Consider the following 20,953-nt stretch of genomic DNA (forward strand, 5'->3'; position numbering starts at 1 on the left):
TTTTTTATACGTTTAAGATACTCTAAATTACTATTATTAAAATAGTTTCTTAATCGCATCTTTGATATTATTAGGAATTAGTTGCTCATCTTCCTTGTCTAAATGAAAAGCATGGTAAACATTTTCGCTTTCTCTTTTGAATTCGATGTATTGATTGTATTTCGCATCATAAAAATATAATGTTCTTAAATTTTCGCCTATCGCCTTTTTTAATAAGATACCAGCTTCACCCTTGCTACACATTAACACAGATACTTTTTCTCCTTTGTTTGAAGGATGTGCTCCTTTGCCAAATTCACCATGTTTAGGATTTAAGTGAAATGTTCTTTGGGGAATCCGATTGATTTCAAACCATTCTGCTATAGACTTTATTTCAGCTTTCCTAACTTCAATTTCAAAGTCCTCATCATCACATTTTGTTTTAATTCTGTCTTCAGAGCAAGAAAATGCCTCATGATTTATCAACAGAAACGTACTTTCATCAGCTGAATCTTTTTTACGTTTTGTCAATTCACAGAGGGTATCATCCTTTATTTCCGTATGATAATAATAATAATTATCAGTATCGCTTTGTTTTCTATCATTCCGCCAATTTTCACCCCATCTCCCCATCAATACACGAAAACGAGTTTTTATATTCGGATAATAATCTTCGGCTATTTCAAATGGCAAAAGGAATGCCTGTACATTCTTTCCATCGTAATAACCATCATAATTCTCATTTTGAAAGAAATGAATCATTTCATCCAAACAGTTAACTATTTTACTAATATCTTCCATAGACATCACATCTACGGATTTTAGATAATGCGGTTTCTCTTCTACCTCTTTATAAGAAGGGAATATTATAAAAAGTTCACTGTGCTCCATTTTAGAATCCTGTCAAAGTTTTCAAATCAATGTCTATCTGGTCAAAAAAACCTTTTGGAGGGCGTTTGATATGACCATTCTTTGAAATTTCTAATGGATGAGAAATAGCCACATGCTGATGCTCTTCTCTGTTGAAATAATAAATGGATAAGAGATCAGGTGTAATCAACCCATTACTCACAGCTACAAGGCTGCCATTAATGATATGATCACTATGTGACTCTAAAATGATTTGGATACCATTGGCAACTGCTTTTGCCATCAGTTCCATCAGTATAGCCTGACCTTTAGGATGAATATGAGCTTCCGGATTTTCTATAAGAATGACAGCATCTTTCTGCGCACTCAATATGGCTATTAAAATAGGTAACACATAAGTAACACCAAAGCCTGTATTTAGCGCAGTTATATCTTCAGTAATCGTATTTTCTTCTCGATTGAACTTGTATTTCAATTTAAAATCTTCACCCGATTGCTCAATATTAATTTTTATATTAGGAGAAATCATACGTAGCCATCGTTCTACTTGCACAATCAACCTTAAATCGGGTGTTACATCATTTTTATCTGTCAGAGCCAATTCCTTCACAGGAATATCCGTATTCTTATATTGCTCTAAAAAATGCACAGCATATTCGCACTGCCCCATAATTTTAGAAATCTGTTTCTTTGTTACCACTAAAGAAGTATCTCGATTATAACTTTTCTGAGGCCCAAACCGGAAAGCACTCAAATACTGGAAATATTCATTGAATAATGAATACTTTGATAGAATATTCTTATCTACTATATTGCCTTTTACACTTGGCAGCAACGTATCCATTATATTATCCGGATAATTAAAAACATACATCAAATCATCCTGCTGCGAAAACTTCAATTCAATCTTTAATGAATGCTCATCAGATGATTGACAAGCCAACTCTCCTGATATTCCAGCATCACACAAATCTCCTTTTAAATTGAGACCAGCATCCAAGTCATTCATCATAAACGACTGACGTAATAAAATCAACGACTGTATAACGGTTGATTTTCCCATCCCGTTCATTCCTGTTAAAATAGTCAGTCCCTTTATATCAAGCTGTGTTTGTTTATGCAGCTTGAAGTTATTGATGTTTAAGTTCGTAATCATGATTCAATTATTTTTCTGATTAATTCTTTTACCCGTGTAAAACGTAATTCAACTCTATACTTTTGACCTGTACCTGTAGTAATTGCAGAGTTAAATGATTTATCGTTAAATAGCTCCATCATTCCCTCTTTGAATATATCCGCATTGGCCATTAACTTACTCCTTTCTTCATTTGTCAACCAAGCTATATTTACGCTCAGCGTATCATATACAGCTTTAGAAATAGGTTTTCTGGAATCCTTTTCGTTGAGTCTTCTTCTAAAAGAATCATCACCGAAAATTTGATAGCAGCATTTCATTGACTTATCAAAAGCTTGCCGTATGGATTCTCGCTGCTCCGAATTCATTCTGTTCACTTCACCCATCTTATCATTTAAGAAAGCATCCAATTCTCCATTGTATTCGCTATAACCAATAAAGAATGCTACAAAGCGATTGGCAAAATCACGATCTTCCATTCTTTTGGTTTTTACCGAATGCTTGGTCGCTTTTACAAAAGAATCCATTTCTGCCAACTCCTTTATAAAGGAAGCCGCTTCTCCTTGATTTAAGGCATGACGCATTTCTTGTTGAGTCAAAGGTTCTCCTGCGGTGTTTACACGTTGGAATATAATGAACTTCACTTCATTTGGTGTGGCCTTACGAAGTATATTCATTGTTATCTTTAATGCTTTTATACGCCTTACATCGGGACGTTCCAACTCCGAATAAGTTTTCCCTTCAAAGTTTTTCAAAAATTGCAAGTTTTGTAAAACCAAAGGATTCTCGTCTTCAAGCTTATTGTCATTCTCCTCTTTGTCCTTGCCCTTTAGTATAAAATCACGAATAGCACACAGGCGTTGCAAGCCATCAATCACAGATAACTTTTTAGTTGCAGAATCCTCACTAAAATAGAAAGACGGCAAGGGTAATCCTAATAATATGGATTCTATCAATCTACTTTTCTTTGTGTTATCCCAAACATCTGCCGCACGCTGAAAATCCGGTTGGAGCTCTATTTCTTCATTCTCCAACTGCTCTATAACGGAACCAAGATTGACCGTAGCAATATCTACATCAATATCATTAGGATTAAACGGCTTTGTTATGACATCAGCATCCATTTCACCATTTATGTCCTCTTTCTCTACAAAATCAATATCTAATTGATTCTGAGTAATATATTTCTTATCTTCCATATTTTACGTTTTTATTTCAACTTTGCTACAACATCCCCCAACTTCGCATAGTTCACTACCACCCCATCGTCCAAATCAAGCGGAATGGCTTGCTCAGCTACTACCGCCAATCGGTCGTGATATTCGCGGCATTCTTCAAGCTGTTTGTTCAGCGTGTCGAGTTTCTTACGTTCAGAGGTGCTAAGGTCGGCAGCACGAGTAGTGAGTTCGGCAATCTTGCGACCTAACGTTTCGATGAAGGGCAACAGGTATTTACTGCGGATGCGTTCAGGAGTATAGGGGGTCATACGATGCAGGTAGGCGATACACTGGAAAGTACCCTTTTTACTTGCAAAGAGCCAGTAGATAGGGCGGTTCTGATACATCTTCTTATGGTCTTTCCAAAAGTCCTTCTGCCAATACTGCTCGATGGTTTTGCCGAGGGTGCGTTCTATATAGTTAAGATTCTCCACTTGATACTCCACACCAAACACATCGCTCACAAATTGGGCGGTTCGCAGGCAGGCATTGTCTGTGAAGTCACTATCGGCAGTCATTAAAGGGAAAATGCCGTCATCATCTATCTCGATGGTGTGACCGTTATAGGTATAAGGAGCCAGTTCTTCGGCTGTGGAGTTGGGATGAGCGATATGCAGACCAGGCTTATCAAGACGGTAGCGGCCCATCCATACACCGGCGGCATAACTGAGGAGTTGCTTCAATATTACTTCATCGTGCCACTTCAAGGCATTGCCCTCAATGTTCACCTCGCCTTGTTGCAAGATGGTAATTTCGTTCAAAGGCACATCGGGAGTAAGCTCATCTTGCAGGCCGTAGATGTCAATGAACTGACGGTTAAGTTCTTCTTCATTGGCGTGCAGCTGCATAAAGAGAGTACTCCACTTCTGATGATAACGTTCCATGAGAGCTTGCAATTTGACTGCACGAGGACTTTCGGCGGCTTGCTGTGTTACTGCATTACTGTGTGCAGTAGTATTATACAAGGCATTCAGTGACTCTGTTGTAATGTCTTGTTCGGTGAAATCTATAAGGGAAATAAGCTCGTTCTGTTGAAAGTCCCAAGAAGTTTCGTGGGAATCCCAGTCGAGCTTGCTGATTGTGATGTTAGATTTTACAAACACATCAATCTCTGCAACGTTCTCAATATCTTCATATGGGACTTTACCCATGGGACCTTCATGATAATCTAAGGTAGGAGACAAAGTTTGAAGACAAGCAACTACAATAGGAGAGTTCAAATAACCCATTAGAGTATAAAGTTTATCTTCCTTTATAGGAAAACATACAGATCCTTTAGTCTCAAACAACCAACTTCTATCAAAGAAACGGAAAGATGGTTTGCCTGATGCTATAGTTGACCACGTAGCACCCGATGAAGTAAAGTATCGCTTTTCATTTCTTATAACAGAACCCTTAAACTCTTTTAGTTCCTTTCCATCATTTTCCCAGTTTACTAAATAGTCCATATTGCCGTACCATCTTCTAAATGGGCCGCCTTTAGTAGTTATGAACCACTTCTTTCCCGATTCTTTTGCTTCCTCAGCCGATTTCATCCCAAAGCCAATCTTTTCAAGATTGACTTCATGCCAATATCTGAGAAATCTCGCATTGTCTGCCGTTTGCAAACCAACGCAGGGTTTAGCAACGGCAGACAATGCGAGATTTCCCGCGAAGCGGGATAAAATTTTTTCAGAAACCCAGTATCCAATCGGGCATCCCGGAATCTTCTCAAAGTTAGCCTGCGGCACATTAGAGTAGTATATCTTTGTACCTTGCCCTGCATAGTTCAAGAACATTTGCTCTTTATCAGCACAACTTTTCCCATCCACCAAACGGAAGTACATTCCACCTTGTTGGACACTGTGCTTTGCCACCACGAAAGCTGTGTTCTGTACCACTTCCCCACTCAGCTCGTCAAAAGTACGAGGACCAAGGTGAAGCATATTCTCAATATGATAGTTGTCGAGTAATGTCTTGCGAAGTTTCTCGAACGAAGAAAGAAACATCCAACTCTGCATATTAATCATGCCATAACGACCGTGTACTTTTAGTCGTTCAATGGCAACCTCCATAAATACAGAGAAAAGGTCTGTTTTTCCATCCTCATAATTCCTTTTCACATATTTACTCAACACCTCATTCATATTACCTCCCCCCATATACGGCGGATTCATCACCAAAGCATCATACTGCTCTGTCAACGCTATCACCAACGCTGCCGCTTCATTCTCTTCAACCCGCGAAGCCACCCATTCACGAGCAGCAGGTGTAAGGTCAAACTTCATAATGCTACCTAAAGAATCGGCATCCTTCAGCAAAGCATTGGCGACATTAATCTCTACCGCTAATCGGGTATCGGCAGGCAAAGGCAATTGCACCTTCGGCATCGTCAGCACCCGTGGCAAGCAATGTGCATCTACAAAGCTATGATCGCGTTGACAAGCCTTCAGCGTCAATGCAAAGAGCGAAAGTTGCTGTGCACGAGGATCGAGATCGATACCCGTGAGGTTATCTTGGAAGATATGTGTTATGGCTTCAACACGGGTATAACCTTCAGTGATATAAAGATCGTAGAGTAGATCGAAACACTCGTTAAGGATATGTCCCGAACCACAAGCAAGGTCAGCCACTTTCAGATCGGTCAGTTCATTGTAATGAAGAATAGCTTCAGCAGGAGTCGGCTCTGCAGGCTCCACGAGATATTGCCATTTCTCCTTATAAGTCAAAATAGTATAGGGATTGTTATCGAGATAGATGCGTCCCACCGTATTCTGCACCATGTACTTCACAATCCAGTTAGGTGTAAAGATCTGCGTGGCGGCAGGAATATCATCAGCCTCAAACTTACCTTTCTTGGCAAACACCTCATCCTTACGTTCACTTATGTAGAACTGATAAAGCCAACCAATCAGTTCGGGCGAGCGAAACTCTTCGTCGGTGATAAACTCGGTGTGGTTCAAGAGGTCGATAAAACCATTCTCCGCCAAAATATTGGCGGGAAGCAACAGTTCAGTATAGTCCTCCATAGTGCCAAAGCAACGTTGCAGGATAGGGTTGGCATGGCACCATGCCACCAAAAGCACAGCAAACTGTTCAGTAACTTTCGTATCGTCATCAAGGAGTTCCAAGAGGTGACGCTTGCTCGCCTCCACCATTGGCGGGAATAGCCCTTGCCGGGCTTGGTTTACAATCTGCGGGGTATGTGCAGAGTCGGCGTATGCACTTACCGGTTCACAAAGTCCGTTCTTCTGTAAGATACGAATGGCTACCAGACGATTAAACCATGTGTAAGCTGCTTGCTCGTATACTTCGTTCACACCCTTAGCCTGCACCTCCTCGTAGAGGCGCATCCATTGATGAAAGAACCCTTCGGAGAGAGTCCGTCCGTTCCAAAGCGTACCACCCTGCAAGAGTTGCGGGCGTAAATTCTCAGCCACTTCGCCCTTGTTGTCAAAGCCCAAGCTGGTGAGTTTGGCGGCAATACCCGCCTTTAGTATGTTGCGTGCTTCGGTAGCAAATTTCTTTAATCTATTGGTATCCATCTATCTTATTCCTTCATTTCATTATTTGATAATCATTACCGTCTCGCCTTTGTCAATATGTGCCATTAGTTGCTTCTTGAGTTGTGCCAAATACTTATCCACATCAACCTCTGAGCCAATAGGTAAAGTGGTACGAGTACTTAAAGCTACCTGTGTAGGATACTTCTTAGCAGGAGTTTCTTCCTTCTTGTTTTTGTCATCACCAACCGTAGGTTTAGGCTTCGGTTTTGCAGCCAATATCTTCGCCGTTTGCTCAGCAAAGAATGCATTGGTATCGAGGTTGGTCTGCAACACAGGAATGCTATCCGGTTGTGTTTTGAGTTTTACTATAACCTCTTGATCTGAGAGAACAGAAGTCGATACCTCGTTTTCCTTACAGCCTTGCTCCAACTGAGCATACGTTTTGGCATATTCTTCAGAAATTTGTTTGCGAAGTTCTGTTCGCTTAGCATCGATGGCTCCGGCAAAGGTGTTGCGAAGCTTCATATAAGTACGTATAGCGATAGGCCATGCTGCATTCTCTATTCCCATCAACTGCGTAACTGCCTCGTGAAGCTCTACAGGTACGAAGCTAAAATTATCCCGATTATCACGCACAAAGCGGAGTACATCCTTATAATTGCCCATCTGATCTTGAGCAAACTGCACGACTTCTTTACAAGTATCGAAGAGGGTGCGTGCCTGCTGCTGTTCGTCAATCACACGGCGGAAATACTTCAACGGATCGCGCTCGGCAAGCCAACCTTCGAGCAAGGTCACCATTTCGTCGAGCGGCGCACTGAAAGAGTATGCGGCAATATCCTTGTAGAGCTGCTTGTAGCGTGCAACTACATTCTCCACACTTCGTACATTCTCTTTCTCTCGACTGAGACGGAATAGCTGGGTACTATCGGTAGTGGAGAAAGATTCGCTCACACCAAAGATATTCTTCCAAGCGGCAATGAAACCATTAATCACCTCGGACGAAATGGTTACAGCCGGACGAATGGTAAACTTGTTAGTTTCACTCAGCAAACGGTTTGCTACAATATTCACCTCCACATTGGGATTGTTGCTATAACTATAGTCACGCTTATGCCGGCGTACGAGTTCGTTCACCACATAAAGGGTACAGATGCCATCCCAACCGAACGGAGCTTTGGAGAACTTGGCTACCACATCACCCACATTCAACTCCTCGTATTGCTTGTTGAGGTAAATTTCCACCTCATGTTCTGCTTCGGTAAGCGAGTCATTTAATCCCTCGTAATCACCAGAATTCACGGGACGAAGGATAGCTGTCTTGAGTTTATCGCTGTTTCGGGGAATTTGCGGTAAATCTACCAGTCCTGCCTTAGTATAGATACCGGAGAGGTGTTTTTCTATAGCAGCCAAGTAGCGGTCATTCCCTTTTTTATTACCCAACTCTACATCATCAATCACAGAGAGTCCACTTACTAGAGGACAGGTATCGAGAATCTTTTGGAACTCTCTCTCAATAATACCAGTCATCACTTCGCTGGCACGCTTTTTAAATTCTTCGCGCACAGCAGCATTCTCGTCGCTGGTAGCAGGATTGGCGATCATATAACTCTGCACCTTACAATACCAATAAAAGTTGTTGCGCAAACGAGCATTGGCACGGAACTGTGGCCCCACATAGTACACCAACCGATTGATCTGGTTTTGTAGAGCAAGTTGTTCGGGTGTATCATAGTCGTCATCCATCATAAATTCCAGCACTACATCAGGGTTATTACTGAGGTAGTTGCGCTGATTGATGGTCATTCCCACGGCAAACGAACGAGTTTTATATTGTTCCTTGTTCTTCAATCCTTTCAAGTAGCGATTGAAGATTTCTTTCAGCTCACCGGCTTGTAGGTTGTTATCAGCAGTCTGACTTTTAATCAGCTCGGCTACTTTCATTTCCTCTTCACTATAGAACGAGAAGAAGTCGGGCGCACCCTGACGGCCTTGTTCACGACGGATGATGTTGTTGTCGCAAAGGAAATCGACCACCTTTTCTACCTCATTCTTCAGATTGAGGCGAGGCGTGGTCATATCGTTAATCAGCAACGTGGTGATATTGTCGAGCGTTGCCGGGAAAACCAGTTGGTCAGTTTGCGAAATATTGCAAACCATAAAGAGGACATTGGCTACACGTATAGCCAATTTCGGGTCAGTATAGGTACGGGCAATGCGGATAGCATTATCCACAGCCTTCTGTCCACGAGCCTGCAAACCCTCCTCGAACATATTGTTGTAAAGTTCATCAAACGAAACGAACTTACCTATTTCAGCCTGAGCATTGTTGGGAGCCTTAGCCGTAGCGTGAATCACCTTGATGATGCTTCGTTCGTTACCTTTCACCTCCTTAGCCACATACCCCAAAGCAAGGAAAGAGTCGAACACCTGCATGATGAGCTTAAACTGATAAGGAACAAAGGGGTAAAAGTCGATAAAGTCAGTCTCCGTATCGTAGCTCTTATACGCATTGGGTAACTTAAACTGGAGACTGAAGGCTCCTTGCTGCTGCTCGTACATGGCAGCTAAGTCGGTTTTCACCTCGGGCTTCTTTTCCAAGATACGCTTCTGTGTAATCACTTCGGGCTGCGTGCCTTTGAGTGATACTTTCACTTCAAAACGACCTTTAATCTTTCCTTCCTTGTCCTTTTCTTCACCAATATTGCAGTCGTCCATTATTTCGCTAAGGTCCTGTTGAGCGGTACAAGCCACCCACACCTGATTGTTGCAAGCTTCAGAAAGTTTAGTGATAATTTCTTGCAGATTCAGATAACGGTCGCGTTCCTTATTGATAAACTGGCTCACCTCATCGGCAAGCAATATCAAGCGATAATCTTCGCCTTTGTCCTTGATATAGTCTGCCAGTTCCATACCGAAGCGTTCGATGCTGATGGCATAGTCGCGCTTGTCGATATGATTGTAAAGGGAGTTGCGGTCAAACTGCGGATTGAGTTCACAAGCGGCATCTACAACCATCTCCAAAGCTTGATCCACCAAATCGGCAGCCTCGCTGGGATTGTTCCAATCGCCACCCATCTCGGCAATTACCTCCTTAAATTGCTCCAACAACCCACGCTCCATCAGCGGTTTTTCCAAAAGCTGTGCTAAGGTGAGATTAAACTTGTTCAGTCCACGTTTGCCGTTAAACTCATCCCAAAACACCTGCAAGAAAGCCTTTTTTTTGTCAGTAGTCGCATTGTAGGAGGTTTCGAGGTTGAAGATGCAGGTATCGATGATGGCAGCCTTGAGCCATGAAGCAATATCTTGAATCTGTGAAAACTCAAACTGAAGGTTATGCTTACCATCGAAAGGGTCGATTTCTTTCACTGCATCAAGTAAACGCTCTAAGGCTACATCGCGAGTTTCGGGAGTAATGCAGTAGTCGAGGTACTTTAAGAAGTGAGATTTACCCGAACCGTAGTAACCATCAATCCAAATACCAACATGGTCGTAAGGTTTATTGTTCTTGATAGCATTCAGAATGCGATAAAGTCCATTGAGGATTTCATCGGTAAAAACGTATTCCTTGATTTCAATATCAATGGTCTCTTTATCGAACTTGGTAGCAGAAACCGCCGGATTGACCGGACGATTAATGGATTTGATATACAGATCTTGTAGTTGCATCGTTTATTCGTTTATTAAAAGGGTTGCGCGATAAGTATGATGGTCATTTAAGGTATCAAAGAGTTTGAATGAATTTTGTTCCCGATGTCCGGGATAAAAGAGAATGATTTTATAGCGTCCGGTCTCATTGTAATCCTCGTACTTTGCCAAAAGTTCATTGGCACGAAGATAAGGATACATGGTGCCGATGCCATAGATAAACACGTATGGACGACGGTATTCATCATCAATCGTGATATGCGCCACGATCCGCTCATGCAGATATTTCACGAACTTCTCACTATGGGCGTGACGCTCCAATGTACTGAAAATTTTACTGCTCGTATCGGGCTGTTCTTGTTCTTTCTCGAGCAAATATTGCAGCATGGAGTCGAACTTGAGAAACTTTTGTCCATTGAGGTAGTTACAGAACTCTTCAAACAAGTCGAGCGTGAGCACATCCACATAATTCGTGGGACGGATAAGGTTTTGTTTGAACTCCTGTATCTGCTTACGGATATCATATTCTTTCTCTGCCGGATATTGGTAGATGAAGAAATTATAAAATAAGTCTCCGTTCTCAGTATCCTGAAATCCGGGACTATTAAGTTTATCATCCAGTTCTTTTATAGTCATACCAAACTGTTTTTAATCTTTTCAATTTGATAAGGCTGTAACAAACAAGCCTCCAGAAACCAAGGTTCGCCAATCTGCAAATAGTATGGATAGTTGGTACAATCAAGCACTTGCAATTGGTTAGCTCTATCGAGAATCCCTATCTTTCGCAAAATAGATAAATAGGCACTAATCACTTTGTCTTTCGTAGCTTCACTCCACGAGTCAACAAATGCATCACGAGCAGATATTTCATTAAACTCCATGAGGATATCTTCTCTCTTCACAGACTTAGCGACGCTGTTCCAACGACGTATCGTCACGTTTACATGAAAATCAAAAAGTATTTTGTACGTCTTCAACATCACAAAAAAGAGAGCAATAGGCTGCTCTGCGGCAGTCATCGCTAAAAAGTCCTGCCAGAAAGCAGGTGACATTGTATCATAACGACGACTAATCTCTAGAATTGCCTTCTTTCTTGATGTTTCAGCATTAATCATCAGTACACGGTTGTTTAATTGCTCATCTTTAAGAAGTTCTTTCCGCTCTGCACTCTGCAAAAGAGGAAGCAGGGCAAGCGTCTCATTGAAAAGGAATCCTCCGCCTGTTATTGCAGCTGTATAAGGGCTATTTATCTTCATTACCATACTATCTTTTTATTCCTTTGATTATTTATCAATTCTCGTACGTCAATATCCAAAGCATTCACTATTTTAGTCAATGTCAAAAAGGTCGGGTTGCGACACATTGGTACACCAATAGTTGTATATACAACATTGAGTTTGTCGCAAATTTAATGATATTCTTTGGTCGAGCCATGGATTTTACCGCCTTTTTAGTGCGGTATGTATAATCTTTCGCTTTACTTTACTCATTGATTAACGAATGTGGTTCACTGAAAGACATGAAAATAGAAGCAAAGAAAGTAAAAAAAAATCCCTACAACCAGCACATTTGCTTATTGTAAGGATTTATATCTATATATGGAGCGGAAAACGAGACTCGAACTCGCGACCCTAACCTTGGCAAGGTTATGCTCTACCAACTGAGCTATTTCCGCAAACTAAATTTCGTCATTCAGAAAACTGAAAGATTGGTGCCCAGAACAGGACTCGAACCTGCATGCCTCTCGACACACGCACCTGAAACGTGCGCGTCTACCAATTCCGCCACCTGGGCAAAACTTAGTTCCATCATTTCAAAGAAACAAGAGCGGAAAACGAGACTCGAACTCGCGACCCTAACCTTGGCAAGGTTATGCTCTACCAACTGAGCTATTTCCGCAAATAAACCTTCGTGAACCGTGAAGAGAAGGAGACTCGAACTCCCACGACATAACTGTCACTACCCCCTCAAAGTAGCGCGTCTACCAATTCCGCCACCTCTCCGTAATTCCAAAAGCTAATCTCTGTGCCCAGAACAGGACTCGAACCTGCATGCCTCTCGACACACGCACCTGAAACGTGCGCGTCTACCAATTCCGCCACCTGGGCAAAGATTATTGTTCCAACATTTCAAAGAAACATGAGCGGAAAACGAGACTCGAACTCGCGACCCTAACCTTGGCAAGGTTATGCTCTACCAACTGAGCTATTTCCGCATTTTTTCGTTTGCGGTTGCAAAGGTAGGGATTTTCCGTAAACCTGCAAACATTCTGCGCACTTTTTTTTAAGAAATCTGCACACTCTGCCCCCGCCACGAAACAATCTTTTTGATTATCAACTCATTCGGTTACGATAATCTTCGTAAGAAAACTGCTTGTAAATTTCAGCTTTCCCCTCTTTTGTCCACAAAGCGATGGCAGGATGATGGATTCCGTTAAACATATTCGTCTTTACCATCGTATAGTGAATCATATCTTCAAATACTATCCGCTCTCCGATTTGCAGCTCGTGGTCGAAACTCCACAGCCCCATATAGTCGCCGCTCAAACAGGAGTTTCCCCCGAGACGGTAAATGTATTTCCCTTCATTTCCCATCTCCGCACCCCGAACGGCAGGCTGATAAGGCATCTCCAGACAATCGGGCATATGGCAAGTAAAGCTGACATTCAAAATGGCTGTCCTGATTCCACGGCTCTCTACAATATCCACGACTTCGGAAACCAATACTCCCGTCTGCCAGGTAAAAGCCGAACCGGGCTCTAGGATAATCTGCAAATGCGGATAACGTGCTTTCAATCCTTGCAACAGCTTTATCAGATGTTCCGTATCATAATCTTTACGGGTCATCAGATGTCCGCCACCAAGATTCAACCATTTAATCTGCGGGAACCAGCGGGCAAACTTTTCTTCCAAGTGTTCTAAAGTACGCTCCAGTTCATAAGAAGAAGATTCGCAATGGCAATGGCAGTGAAAGCCTTCAATTCCTTGCGGCAGCGTCTCCGGCAACAAATCAGCCGTTATGCCGAAACGGGTGCCGGGAGCGCACGGATTATAAAGCTCCGTCTCCACCTCCGAATATTCGGGATTCACACGGACACCACAGGAAATACCGCTTCCTCCGGCTACCGTCATCGGATAGAAACGTTCAAACTGCGCCATTGAGTTGAACGTGATATGGCTGCTGCAACGCATGATTTCCGGAAAATCCTGTTCTGTATAGGCAGGAGAATAGGTATGCGCCTTACTACCGAATTCTTCCAATGCCAGGCGGGCTTCATATACCGAACTGGCCGTTGAATGATTGATATATTCGCGGAATATAGGGAAAGAGCGCCACATGGCGAACGACTTGAAAGCCAGGATAATCTCCACTCCCGCCCTGTCGGCTACGCTTTTTATCAAACTCAGGTTCTTTCTTAAAAGTTCTTCTTCCATAATGTAGCAGGGAGAAGGAAACCGGGTAAAATCTATCATATACAATCTTATTATCTAAAGTAACGTTTTACGAACGTGGATGCAAAAATACAAATTCAAAAGCAAAGAGGGATTATTTTATTTTTAATTAAGATATTGCTTTTCGAGAACTTTTTCCTATTTTTAAACCTTATTATATAATACACGTAATTGTTTCATCCTAAATACCTGATTGAATATGAATAAAGATTTAAGAAAAGTAGTGATTTTGCTGGCACACCCCAACATGAAAGAATCACAGGCAAACAAAGCATTAATCGACGCTGTAAGTGACATTGAAGGGGTGGCGGTTTTCAACCTTTACGAGCTGTCGGAGGAAATCGCCTTCAATGTGGACGAATGGAGTAAAATCATTTCTGATGCTTCGGCTGTCATCTATCAGTTTCCTTTCTATTGGATGGCTGCCCCGTCATTACTGAAGAAATGGCAGGACGAAGTATTCACTTACTTGTCCAAGACTCCGGCTGTTGCGGGCAAGCCGCTGGCAGTAGTAACAACTACCGGTTCCGAATACGATGCTTATCGCAGCGGCGGACGAAACAAGTTCACAATCGACGAACTTCTGCGTCCGTATCAGGGCAGTGCGATTCATTCGGGTATGGCGTGGCAGACTCCCATTGTCATTTACGGAATGGGAACCGCAGAGGCAGGAAAGAATATTGCCGAAGGAGCGAACTTATACAAACAACGGATAGAAATGCTTGTCAATAGCAGTAATGCAGGTAATAATTGGTAAGACAATGAAAAGCGTAGCTTTAGACCGGATAAAGCTACGCTTTAGCATCCTTAAAGCATAGCTTTAGATGTCGCTTCTTCAACGTCAGCACCGGCAACCGACAGGAAAACAAAGACTCAATTCCAGTCAATATAGAACCAAGAGTCGCTTTCCCATTTCCAATGTTCTTTCTGTTTATCTATAAAATATTTCTTACCAGAATAAGTTACTTTTGCCTTACCATTCTCAAAAGGATAAGCAAAAGCATACTGAGGTTTAATAATTATATTACCCAACGTATCAGCAAATCCTATCTTTCCCGCCTTGTCTTTAATACGAAACACACCCTCTTTCACCGGGTCGATACCATTGTCGAAACAAAAAACATCAAACAATTCATTTCCTTTATTATCTATACAGACAATCTCTTTATCCACAACAAAACCGATGTGCCGAATTGTATCGCTATTGAAGTATTTATACTTTCCAAATGGTATAATAGTATCTTTCCGTGTATTCAAATAGCAAACAGGTACACCCGGTTCCCGATACTCTCCTGTGGTATGCGCCGTCAATATAGGATATTGCAAAGGTATTCCATAACTAGTACAATCCATTGTATATTTCCCATTGAGATATAAAACTTCCCACGGATAAATATCTTTCATGACCGCCTTAAAAGCTTTGATAACCGGATGCTGCTGGTCATTTACATAGTTCTCCGTATTGGGTAGCCTAACATCAATACAGCAATCGAGAAAATGGCTATCGGGAGACATCTCCAAGTCTCTAATAATAAAGACACTCCTTTTCCCTACCATTTCCGGGAACCGCTCAAAAGGAAATCGTTTTTCCAGTTCCCAGCGAGCGTTTAGCAAAGCTATTCCTTCTTTCTTCCAGTTATGGTAAAGTTCTTGCTCTACGATGACACCATTACGTATACACATTACGTGCTCTTCCTCCATATTCCGATTAAAAGCCAAGTGTACATATCGAATTGTTTTTCCCCGTCCGCTTCTTATTATCCCATTCAACCACTTAGCACAGATACCTTTTTCATCATAATAAGAAGTAAACAGATTTTTTAATGAATCCGTAGTATATGTGAGCGTATAGTCCTCTCCATCCTTTAACGAATACATATGGACATCTATCTTCTGCAGGTATATTTTTCCATCTGTCACTATCCAATATCCCGTGTAACCATCCCAATTAGCAGTAGAGATAATCCGTCCCTCAGGCAGAAAATTCTTCAGATTGGCATACACAGTCGAATCCCTCTCCAATGGTTTATCCATTAACAACCATTTTTCACCATTAATATATATGTAATCACATGAAAGACCTGTCGCGAACAAAAGTGACGTTTGCAAGGCAAAGATAAGGCATATAAGAATGTGTTTCATAAACCAATATTCAAATAGAATTTGATACAAATTAAGTCAATAAAAATAAGAAAAAGCTCAAAATGAATCAATATTTTAAGAATAAGAGATTATCTTGTTATTTTTTAATTGGCATATATCCATCATCTTGATTATTGAACGAATAGTTTTTTCATTTTCTTATGTCTTTTTTTCAACGTCAGCACCGGCAGAAAAACAAACACCCCGATTATGGACATTATCAGTCCACCGATAGTGCCTGCCGCCAATGGAAACCAGAAACCTTCTTTCTCCGCTCCCACCATGAAAGGGATAAAGCCCAGGATAGTGGAAGCCACCGTCAGGAAAATAGGAATCACTTTCGTGTTCCAGGCTTTCACGTAAGCCCGGAGCGGTGAAAGACGCGGGAAACGCTTACGGATAGAGTTATATTCATTCAGGATATAGATACTCGCATTCACCGTAATGCCACAGAGCAGGACAAAAGAAGCAAAACCGCCCTGGTCGAAGTTCAGTTTGAACCAGTAGAATGTAAGGAACACGCCGATATAGGATACCGGAATCACAAAGATTATTGCCAACGGCTGTTTTAGAGAATTGAACAGGATACTCGTGATAAAGAAGATGATGGCAATCACTATCAGGAGCAGGCGATATTGCTTGTTGTCCTTTCCGCCCCATGACCAGTTGTTTTCTTCCGATTTGGCGGTATATCCCATCGGAAGAAGCCCGTTAAACTCTTCCAGGTCTTTCTTCAACAGTTTGTTTCCCTGTTCCGAAGAGCCGATATACTCATATTGCAGGCATAATCGGTACTGCTGGTTCTCCTTCGCCACTTCCTGCGGCATCTGTCCTTTCTCTACCGTTGCCAGTTCCGAGAGCTTATATTCCTTACCGCCCGCCTCGAAAGGATAATACTGCATCGCCCATACATCCCTCTCTTCCGACTGCCGCGAAGAAAGTTTTATCTTTTCCGTACCCTCTTCCGTCACCACCAAACCGATTTCCATATTCCGCCCATATACCGGACGGATAGCGGAAAACAGTCTCCCGGCTCCAATCCCTTCCTCTGCCATCCGCCGTTTATCCAGATTGAAATAGAATTCCATATAATCATCCTTCCACCAGGAGAAATCGGAACCGATGGTCACTTCCCTGATACGGCGGTGGGACAACAGCTTTTCTTTCAACTTTTCCGCCTGTGCATACAACTCATCATAATTGTACCCATACATCTTCACCCAGAAAGAGCCCGCATTTTCACGTACATTATTACTGAATCCCTGGTCTTGCAATCCGTATATGCTCCAGTCACCACCGCCCAGTTGGAGTGCCTTGCCAATCATATTGGCTTTCAGCGTATAAGGAAAACCGCTTTTCTGATGTTCTTTCGTGAAATAAATATGAATGGATGCCCTGCGGGCGCTTTCCACAGAAGTCTGAAACTGCTTGATTTCCTTAAATCCGCTCAGATAGGTTTCCATCTTCTTAACCAGTGTATTCATCTGTTCCAGTGTACTTCCATTCGGCAGATTGGCATTGGCATGGAGCACCACCTCTTCATTGCGGGTAAAGTAACTCCCCTCATATACCTTTTGCACAAACAGCCTTAAAGTCCCCCCCAACGCCTTGTCCACCACCGGTTTCACCTTTTCTTTATAAGTGGAAGTGCCCAGCGTCTTATTATAAGCTTCCGCCCACTTGTCATCCCCTTTCATCTTTTCCGGCAACAGGAACACCGGTAATCCGAAAGCCAGCAATAACAGTATGCAGACCGCTACTCTCCAACGACAGAGAATCCGTATCAGCCACCCGTAAAAACGGCTGAAATAAACCGGAACACGCCGCATCTTTGAACGTATCCACATAAAGGAACGCACGCTCCCCATCCGCCTTCCCGGTTTTGAGAGAGATGTTTTCTTCCGACGTTTCAGTCCGATTTTATCAATCAGGGAAGGGACGAAAAACAGGGCGACCAGCAATGATACTCCCAGGTTAATAATTACCACAGCAGCAAAATCCTGCAAATTGAGACGTATCTTCTCATCCAGAAAGAAGATGATAGCCAGTGCCCCTATCGTCGTCAGCGTAGCTGCCAGCACGGACATGAACGCTTTCCGGTTCCCGCGCCTCAGATAGTGGTCGCTCATCACTATCGTATTGTCAATCACAAGATTCAAAGAGACGGTGATGCCTGCCAAAGAGTACAATTGCATTTCCAATCCGAACGCATAATAAAAAATAACGGCTATCGCCATATTGACGGACAGGCTGACTACAATCAAAAACAGATATTTGGGACTGAAAGTAATCAGCAACACAAACAGAAGCAGAATGGCCACCGTCACTCCCGTACGCAGATAAATCTTGTCTAGTTCTTCCTGAATAAACTCCGTCGCGTCATAACTGGTGTGAATCTCATACCCTGCCGGAAGTAGCGACCGGATACCATCCATATACGCTTTCACTTCCTTGCTCAATGCCAACTGGTTGGCCGTTTCTTCCGCCACGATCGACAGATAAATCGAGTTCAGCCCGTTAATCCGGTAGTAGCTCTGCGGCTGCTCTTCCACACGGGAAACCTTCACCAGTTCATTCAGGCCGATAATTCTCCCGTCTTTCATCTTTACCTGTATCCGTGTTGCGTCAAACTCACGGCTCTCATATTCGGGAACCAGTGCCAGACGTATCCACTGCTTGTCCAAAGCACCCTGCTCTACATCGTAAGTACCCATGAACTCTTTCTGATAATGCAACCGGACTGCCTCACGGATATCATCCGTACTTATCCCGAGCGTGCGCAACTGTTCGGAATCATACTCCAACCGCCACTCCATCGGGGTAGCACCGCTGAGGTTAATCTTATAAATCCCCGGAAGTTGTGCCAGGCGTGTTTTTATATGTTCTTCCGCATACTGCTGAATCAACACAGGCGTAGCAGGCGCATTAATTGTAAACGCCATGAAAGGAGACTGGCTGCTTTGTCCCGGACTTTGCATCTGGATATACGGATAGCTCACCCCGTCCGGCAACTCCGGCCACGTCTGGCGGATAATGGTGGAAGCCTCGAAACGGGCGACCGCCGCATCCACATGCTTGTCCAGGTTCACGCTGATACTTCCCCACCCGTTTCCCGAAGTGGAGTAAATTCCCCGAATCCCCTTTACGCGGGCAAGCATCGCTTCCAGTTTACTGGTAGCCGTCATTTCCACCACACGCGCCGAGGTGCCGGGCATACTGAAACGCACCGTGAAGCCGGGCAGCGTCCGTGACGGGTTCAGTTTGACAGGTAACAGAGGGACAAGTGCCAGCCCGACCAACGCTACACAGACAAAAGCCACAATCAGCGTAAAGGCGGAAGCCTTCGGGGACTTATTTATTTCAGGATTCATATCTTGCATTATCTTTTTTGCGCCACAGATTACACAGATTACACAGATTCTCACAGATTATTTCCATCTATTCTATCTGTAATACTCAGCCATGAATATTCTTCTTAATGAATATTTTTTATCTGTGTAATCTGTGGTGAACTCTTTTATTTATCATTTAACCAACTTCCCTCCATTGAAATCGAACCTGTCCGAAAGTGAAAGCTTCGCTGCGAAATCGAACAGGGTAAGCCGGCGTATCTTATAATAATTCAGCCAATAATTCTGCAAGGCTGAAATATAATTCCGCTGTGCCTGCTGCTGCCTGTTGAGTGAAAGTGTCAGGCTGTTTATATCCGCCTTACCGATGATAAAACGCTGTTTCGTCTCATTATACGCAAGTACGGACAAATCCAGCGCCTCTTCCGCGCTTGCTATCAACTGCTGCTGGATATTGAAATCGCTCACTGTCATAATCACTTCCTCTTCAATGCTAATCTCATCCTGACGTGCCGAAATCCTCACCACGTTCAGATTATTCCGGGCCATATTATACTTGCCCTTGCGGACACCCCAGTCCAGTAACGGGATGGAGACACTGACCGCCACCAGGTCCTGCTGCATCGGCTTATGATACACGTCCCCGAAATTATCCGCCACCTGGTTAAAACCGATGCTCGCATTCACGCTGGCATTGAAACGGGATTCTTTCTTAGTCTTGTCCACATTCCGCTGCGCTTCCAATACATTCTGCTTCAATTCCAGTAATTGTGGATTGTTGCTTCTCCCCCAACTCAAAGCCTCATCCACCGGAATCTCAATCATGCCCGGACGGGAAGGAAGTTTCAGTTCGATTTGCGTATTCTTATCCAGGTTGAGGAAGGACGCTAAAGAGAACATCGCCCGTTTCAGGTCGCTTGCCTTGTTCTGTAATGTATTCTGTGCGTTTACACGGTCCAGTTTCAACGTCAGCAGGTCGGCTTGTGAGATAGCGGCTATCCGGTGGCGTTGCTGCCCGATACGGTAAAGCGTATCCGTGGAAGCCAGATTGTCCTTTGCCAGTTTATACTCAGCCTGTGCCATGGCGAGGGAAAAGAAATAGTTCGTGGCCGTTTCCGAGACTTTCTCCACATTATAAAGGAACTCCTTCTTCACACGCTCGTATTTCAACGGTTCGATTCGGCGCTCCCACTTGAAAGGGTTGTAGCCTACCAGGCTCTGCGAATATCCAAGCCTTATCGGGACACTGGTGAGTTGTGTCGCGCTATTATCCCCGAAGTTGCGCATATAGGCAAGATTTGATTCCAGATAGAATGTACCCCCGGTCAGGTCGAGGTTTTGTCTCACGCTCAGTCCGCCGTAGGCATAGTATGATTGCTGCGTGCGGTACACGTCCAGGTTGGAGCCCGAATCATAACGTTTCGTAATATCCCGGTTATATTGTGCCGGAGTAAGGTCCAGCGTCAGGCTGGGCAGGCGGTTCGCCTTGTATGTCCGGTATTCCCAATAACCGGAGAGATACATATTCTGTGTGCGGAATGATTCCAGCGAACTGTCGTTGGCCAGGGCAATCGTCTGATTCAAGTCCAGTACCAGGTGTTTCTGTGCGTACAGCGGGGAGAGACATACGCCCGACATTGCCGCCACTATAAAAAGAGTAGATAGTTTCTTCATA

General features: G+C 43.2%; 12 protein-coding genes and 6 tRNA genes. 1 reads left to right on the top strand and 17 read right to left on the bottom strand.

The window, feature by feature from the left end:
* Positions 1-36: 36 nt before the first annotated feature.
* The 14 genes from ACGHVY_RS08605 to nspC form a co-directional block, all read right to left on the bottom strand.
* Complete coding sequence (locus ACGHVY_RS08605; RefSeq protein WP_390598416.1) at positions 37-870, bottom strand: hypothetical protein; 834 nt, start codon at positions 868-870, stop codon at positions 37-39.
* Position 871: 1 nt separating this feature from the next.
* A complete protein-coding gene (locus tag ACGHVY_RS08610; protein WP_390598418.1) occupies positions 872-2,005 on the bottom strand; it encodes a DUF3696 domain-containing protein in 1,134 nt (377 codons plus the stop codon).
* On the bottom strand, positions 2,002-3,183 hold the full coding sequence (locus ACGHVY_RS08615; protein WP_390598420.1) for a DUF262 domain-containing protein: 1,182 nt from the start codon (positions 3,181-3,183) through the stop codon (positions 2,002-2,004). The genes ACGHVY_RS08610 and ACGHVY_RS08615 overlap by 4 nt, the downstream gene beginning before the upstream one ends.
* A gap of 11 nt (positions 3,184-3,194) precedes the next feature.
* Positions 3,195-6,725, bottom strand: a complete 3,531-nt coding sequence (gene pglX / locus ACGHVY_RS08620) for a BREX-1 system adenine-specific DNA-methyltransferase PglX (protein ID WP_390598422.1) — start codon at positions 6,723-6,725, stop codon at positions 3,195-3,197.
* Between the two features lie 21 nt (positions 6,726-6,746).
* Positions 6,747-10,355 (bottom strand): BREX system P-loop protein BrxC, encoded by a 3,609-nt coding sequence (gene brxC / locus ACGHVY_RS08625; protein WP_390598424.1) that lies wholly within the window; start codon positions 10,353-10,355, stop codon positions 6,747-6,749.
* A gap of 3 nt (positions 10,356-10,358) precedes the next feature.
* Positions 10,359-10,970 carry a BREX protein BrxB domain-containing protein gene (locus ACGHVY_RS08630; protein ID WP_390598426.1) on the bottom strand — a complete coding sequence of 204 codons (612 nt, stop codon included), beginning with the start codon at positions 10,968-10,970 and terminating at the stop codon, positions 10,359-10,361.
* Positions 10,967-11,596 carry a BrxA family protein gene (locus ACGHVY_RS08635; protein ID WP_390598428.1) on the bottom strand — a complete coding sequence of 210 codons (630 nt, stop codon included), beginning with the start codon at positions 11,594-11,596 and terminating at the stop codon, positions 10,967-10,969. The genes ACGHVY_RS08630 and ACGHVY_RS08635 overlap by 4 nt, the downstream gene beginning before the upstream one ends.
* Before the next feature lie 337 nt (positions 11,597-11,933).
* A tRNA-Gly gene (locus ACGHVY_RS08640) sits at positions 11,934-12,009 on the bottom strand.
* A 34-nt stretch (positions 12,010-12,043) separates the two neighbouring features.
* Positions 12,044-12,128 (bottom strand) — tRNA-Leu (locus ACGHVY_RS08645).
* 32 nt (positions 12,129-12,160) lie between these two features.
* Positions 12,161-12,233 (bottom strand) — tRNA-Gly (locus ACGHVY_RS08650).
* A 20-nt stretch (positions 12,234-12,253) separates the two neighbouring features.
* Positions 12,254-12,337, bottom strand: a tRNA-Leu gene (locus tag ACGHVY_RS08655).
* Positions 12,338-12,360: 23 nt separating this feature from the next.
* A tRNA-Leu gene (locus tag ACGHVY_RS08660) sits at positions 12,361-12,442 on the bottom strand.
* Between the two features lie 34 nt (positions 12,443-12,476).
* Positions 12,477-12,549: transfer RNA gene (locus ACGHVY_RS08665), tRNA-Gly, on the bottom strand.
* Positions 12,550-12,667: 118 nt separating this feature from the next.
* Positions 12,668-13,807: a carboxynorspermidine decarboxylase gene (gene nspC, locus ACGHVY_RS08670; RefSeq protein ID WP_390598430.1), complete on the bottom strand. Its 1,140-nt coding sequence runs from the start codon at positions 13,805-13,807 to the stop codon at positions 12,668-12,670.
* Positions 13,808-13,985: 178 nt separating this feature from the next.
* Between nspC and ACGHVY_RS08675 the strand changes: the two genes are divergently transcribed.
* Entirely contained in the window at positions 13,986-14,543 is a 558-nt protein-coding gene (locus tag ACGHVY_RS08675; RefSeq protein ID WP_308745274.1) for an NAD(P)H-dependent oxidoreductase, read from the top strand.
* Between the two features lie 116 nt (positions 14,544-14,659).
* Here the strand turns inward: ACGHVY_RS08675 and ACGHVY_RS08680 are convergent, their stop codons facing one another.
* The 3 genes from ACGHVY_RS08680 to ACGHVY_RS08690 all read right to left on the bottom strand — a co-directional run bounded on the left by ACGHVY_RS08680 (position 14,660) and on the right by ACGHVY_RS08690 (position 20,916).
* The gene (locus ACGHVY_RS08680; protein ID WP_390598432.1) at positions 14,660-15,820 is read right to left on the bottom strand and encodes a WG repeat-containing protein; all 1,161 of its coding nucleotides are present in this window, start codon (positions 15,818-15,820) and stop codon (positions 14,660-14,662) included.
* A gap of 239 nt (positions 15,821-16,059) precedes the next feature.
* The gene (locus tag ACGHVY_RS08685; protein WP_390598433.1) at positions 16,060-19,308 is read right to left on the bottom strand and encodes an efflux RND transporter permease subunit; all 3,249 of its coding nucleotides are present in this window, start codon (positions 19,306-19,308) and stop codon (positions 16,060-16,062) included.
* A gap of 144 nt (positions 19,309-19,452) precedes the next feature.
* Positions 19,453-20,916: a TolC family protein gene (locus ACGHVY_RS08690; RefSeq protein WP_390599663.1), complete on the bottom strand. Its 1,464-nt coding sequence runs from the start codon at positions 20,914-20,916 to the stop codon at positions 19,453-19,455.
* Positions 20,917-20,953: the final 37 nt, after the last annotated feature.

The sequence above is a fragment of the Bacteroides sp. f07 genome (assembly GCF_042854785.1).
GTDB lineage: Bacteria > Bacteroidota > Bacteroidia > Bacteroidales > Bacteroidaceae > Bacteroides.